Below are 4660 nucleotides of genomic sequence, written 5' to 3'. Positions count from 1 at the left end.
GTGCGGAACGACAGATTGAAGCCGATGGTCTGCGACACCTCCCTGGTGTTCAGATCGCGCGACTGCGAGTAGGTCATCAGATAAGTGAAGCAGGAATCGTTGTAGGCGAAGCCGACACCGTCCTTGACCAGCAGGCTTTGCTGCAGGTCGTAGGTTCCTGTGCCGAAGACGCGCCAGTTTTCGGCCAGATGCGTGGATGCACCAAGTGTGACTTCGTGACGGTCTTCCGTGAAACCGTACAGCGGCTGGGCCTGGATGAAGGCGTATTTGGCGCTCAGCGACACAGGCAGGCCGGAATAGGCGGCCTTCACCTCGGCACGGCGGACCTCGAAACTCTGTTCGTCGAAACGGCCGCTGACCGAGGCCGCGAAGCCGTTGGGGCTGTTGATGCCGAACAGGCCGACATAGTCGGATTTGGTCGTGTCGAGGCCGGAATTGGCGCCGACATTGACCAGATCCGGCGCGGCAAAGGAGTTCTCGCCGCCGATCTGATAGGATTGGCCGAAAATGGCATTGGTACCCCAGCCATTGTTGTACGAGCCGGAATAGCGGAGGCCGACATTGGCGCGCGAACCGCCTTCGACGCGGTCGTAACCGGAGAACTTGTCGCGCTCGAACAAGGTGGTCGCGTCGAAGACCATGCTTTGGGCGTCTTCGTTGGGCACTGAGAGGCCGCCGACATATTGCTCGTTCGGACGCATGAAGACCTGCGCCATTGGCTCGATGACATGGCTGGACCCGCTGGCCATGGAAAACAGCACCGGCCAACGCATCTCGAGGCCCGCGGTTGCCATGTAACGGGCAAATGACGAGCGCATATCGTCCTGCTCGCCCAAATGCGTTGCCATTCGGTCGATGGCGTCTAGCGAAGCCGACGATGCGTTGAGGTAGTCCACGTCGCCCTGCAGCGCGAGCAACGGCGTTAGCACCAGTCCGCCATCTGTGACGAAACTCCGCTTCCACTCGGCCTCGGCGGTGAGGCGGCCCGATTCGCCTTCGATGCCGCGGACGCGCTGCGTCGGAGTGAGGGCATTGTAGGGCTGGACGAAGGTCTCGTCGACATCGTCGCGGCGGATGACACGCGCGTTGACATTGAGGGACAGCTGGCCGCCGGCCACCGAGGCATCAGGAATATAGGCGTAATCGAGCGACGGCAGCACCCAGGGCTGTTGTCCGCTTCGCGCAGAGATATTGTCGTCAGGCGTATCTTCCTGCACATCGAAATGCATGGCGCGCACGTCGAAATAGTTGCGGCCGTTGAGACCCGTCAAGTAGACCGACGACTGGTGGACGCTGCTATTGTACTTGTCGATGCCGTAGGTGTTCGAGAAGTTCTTGTCGGTCTGCAGCAGCACGTCCCAGCCGAAGTTCCAGCGTGAGTTGATGGCGAACTGCCCCTGGGTACCCATCATGCCGCGGAATTTGTTGGGATCGCCGGCGCTGCCCGAATTGACGTTGTGGCCAGAGCTGGATGGGAAGGCAGTAGTGTCGAGGAAGGCGTCGGGATTCTGCTGGTGTATCCCGGCGATCTTCAAGCTGTACTCGCCATTGTCGAAGCGCTGACGCCACTCGGCCTCACCGAGGAAGCCCTGCTTGGTATAGCCGGTGCCGGTGACGGTCAGGTCGTAGGTCGGCGCCAATGCGAGATAATAGGGGACTTTCACGCCGACGCCGAGATCGCTCTTGTAGATGATGCTCGGGATCAGGAAGCCGCTCTTGCGCTTCACCGTCGGGTCGGCAATTTCGAATGCAGGCAGATAGGCAAGCGGAAAACCGAAGAACTCGAAATTCGCATTCTCGAAGCGAACCGTCTTCTTCTCGCCGTTCCAGATGATCTTCTTGGCCTTGACGCGCCAGGTCGGCGCTTTGTCCGGCTTATCCTCGCACGGCTCGCAGGCGGTGTAGACGCCATTGTGGAAGGTGGTCAGCACGCCGCCCATGCGTTCTGCGCTTTCGGCGGCGAAATAGGCCTTGTCGATGGTTTCGACCCGCAACGCATTGACGAAGCCGTCGGCGAAGTCATCGGTGATGTCGATATGTTGCGAATTGATCTTGGTGCCGTCGCTGTTGATAACTTCGACGTTGCCGCTCGCGACCATCCGCTTGGTGTTGCGGTTGTATTCGACGCGCTGGGCGACAAGGCGATTGCCACCATAGTCGATCTGCACACCGCCGACGGCGGTCACGGTCTGGTTGTCGTTGTTGTAGACCAGCGTATCGGCCGCCAGCAGCATTTGCGAGCCGGCCGGAACCGATGTCGCCATGTCGCCGACGTCCTGCGCAAGCGCCGGTGCCGGAACGGCGTAGGCAAGCACGCACGCCAAGGCGGTCGCCGCATAGAGGCGCGCCAAACCGGCCTGCCTGTTGCTGGGCAAAAACGCCTCCCTCACTAGCCGTCTTCCTTGTATAGCAGGAAAGTCACCCCGAAGAACATAGCCACCATGACCGGTACCCAGGCGGCTACGACAGTCGGCACGAATCCCGCCACGCCGAATGCCTTCACCAGCACCGAAACGACATAAAGCAGAAAGCCAGCGATGATGCCACCCAGAATCATCGTCGCCGACTGTCCCATCCTAGCAAATCGCATTGAAACCGTTGCCGCGATCAGCGTCATGGCGACGAGAAGGAACGGCAACGCCACGAGCGAATCAAACTGCATGGCAAAAGCATTTGCCTTGAGGCCGAAGGAGCGGGCAACCTCGACCTTTCCGGGCAGGTCATAGAAGGGGATGGTTTCGGGGCGCGCCAGCCGCTCTTGCACGAATTCGGGCTTTAGATTGGTCGGTACGCGATCGGTTGCCGATGCCTGGATCGTGCCGTTCTGGAATGTCTTGACGTCCTGCAATTCCCAATAGCCGTCGCGCAGGAAGGCACGGGCGGCGTCCTTGCGCTCGACGATGTTGCCTTGCGGGTCGAGAATGAAAAATACGACATCGGCCATTTCCAGGCCCTGGTTCAGGATGGCCCGCGCACCGATGATGGTGTCGCCCGAACTGGTTTTCTGCCGGATCCAGGGCGCGGCATCGGCCGAGACCGTATTCGATTTGCCGGAACGCAGCTGGGTTTCGATCTGCTCCGACCAGGAGAATGCGTGCGCGGCGAGCGGATTGATGACACCAACCGACAGGACGCCGAACAGCAAGGCTCCGATGCAGCAGGGCAAGAGGAACTGCCAGGCGGAAACACCGGCGGAACGCGCGATGACCAACTCGTAGCGCCGGTTCAGCGACACCAGCGTCGCCATCGCCGAGAAGAGACCGACGAACGGCACCGTCTGCAGCATGATCATCGGCATACGGAGGCCTGAAATGGCTACCGCCGTGCCGTAGGTGAAGCCGGGCAGGCCGGTGGTGCGGCCGGACAGCTCGGTGAAGTCGATCAGGAACACCAATGCCAGGAGGCCGATGAAGAACCAGATGGTGATCGTCACATAGCGGAAGAAGAAGTAGCGGCCCAGTGTCCAGCCCATCAGCCGACCCCTTGCCCTGATGCGCCGCGCCTGGACAAACGCAATTTGAAAGCATTCCAGCTGTCAGCGATGCGCGTGGCGAAGTTTGTCATCCAGTCCGCCCAGGTCACCGGCAGTTCCAGTGTTCGGTTGGAGACGATGAACCAGATCGCCACCGCGGAAGCCACGATCGGCACGCCATAGACCATATACGCATATTGCGGGACCTCATCCGCCTTGCTGGCGGCAAAAAAGCCCAGCCAACGCACGAACAGCGATATCGTGATCGCCGTGATCAGCGGATTGACGCGCGCCTCGCGGTGCGAGCGCGCATCCCCGGCGACCGCAAGCGCGATCAGCGCGAAAACCATGGAATAGGTCCATTCCGAGAACCGTTGGTTGACCTCGGCCCGGTATTCGTAGGGGTTCTGCTGATAGTACTTGTCGTTGGCGCCCGGGTTGAGCAGGTACTGCGTCGTCTGGTCCTTGGGCAGGAGCGTCACCGCCGAAGCCGCCGCCATGAAGGCCGACATGTCGAAGGCATAGGAGGTAAAGCGGATGACGGAGAGATCGCCGGTCAGCGTTTTGCGATGGATGACGCCGTCATTCATCATCAGCACCTTTTCACCGCCGCGTTCGACGATGCTGCCGGTCTTGGCGTAGTAGACGAGGTTGACGCCTTCCTCGCGCGAATCGGCGACGAAAATGCCACCCAGCCGATTGTCGGGAAGGCGCTCACCGATCTGCAGGAACAGCCCGTCGTCAATCTTGCGGAAGGTGCCTTCCTGGATGATCAGCGACAACAGATCCGCGCGCGACGAGGCCACCAGTGCCCGGTTCTTCTGCCGTGCGTAAGGGTCGATGCCGTTGTCGACGGCAAAGGAAAAAACGGCGGCGGCGAGCGCCAGCAACATGATCGGCCGTACGATCGTCCAGCGCGAGGCCCCCGCGGCGTTGACGACGGCGAGTTCGGAATCCGAATTCATCACACTGAGTGTCTGTGCGACTGCCACCACCAGCGCAAAAGGCACCACGATCGGGATGATGGACGGAAGGATGAGGGCGGCGACTTCGAAGAAGGTCAACGCCGACTGGCCGCTGTCTGTCACCAGATCGATCTTTGCCAGCACCTGTGTCGTCCACACGATCGCCAGCGTCCACACAAGAGCGGCCATGAAGACCACGAAAGCGCGGCGCATGATGTAGCGT

At 60.7% G+C, this 4660-nt stretch carries 3 protein-coding genes; all 3 read right to left on the bottom strand.

What is annotated here, in order from left to right; translation table 11 throughout:
- Positions 1-2390: LPS-assembly protein LptD (locus EN964_RS25225; RefSeq protein ID WP_164775979.1), on the bottom strand; the 2390-nt coding region annotated here is incomplete at its 3' end.
- Positions 2390-3475, bottom strand: a complete 1086-nt coding sequence (gene lptG, locus EN964_RS25220) for an LPS export ABC transporter permease LptG (RefSeq protein ID WP_031213741.1) — start codon at positions 3473-3475, stop codon at positions 2390-2392. The genes EN964_RS25225 and lptG, both read right to left, overlap by 1 nt.
- Positions 3472-4660, bottom strand: a 1189-nt coding sequence (gene lptF / locus EN964_RS25215) for an LPS export ABC transporter permease LptF (protein WP_127276865.1), incomplete at its 5' end; no start/stop codon positions are given. The genes lptG and lptF, both read right to left, overlap by 4 nt.

It is taken from the genome of Mesorhizobium sp. M7A.F.Ca.CA.001.10.2.1, from assembly GCF_003998575.1.
GTDB lineage: Bacteria > Pseudomonadota > Alphaproteobacteria > Rhizobiales > Rhizobiaceae > Mesorhizobium.
Note: the sequence above shows the minus strand (reverse complement) of the source record. Positions and strands in the feature narration are given on the sequence as shown.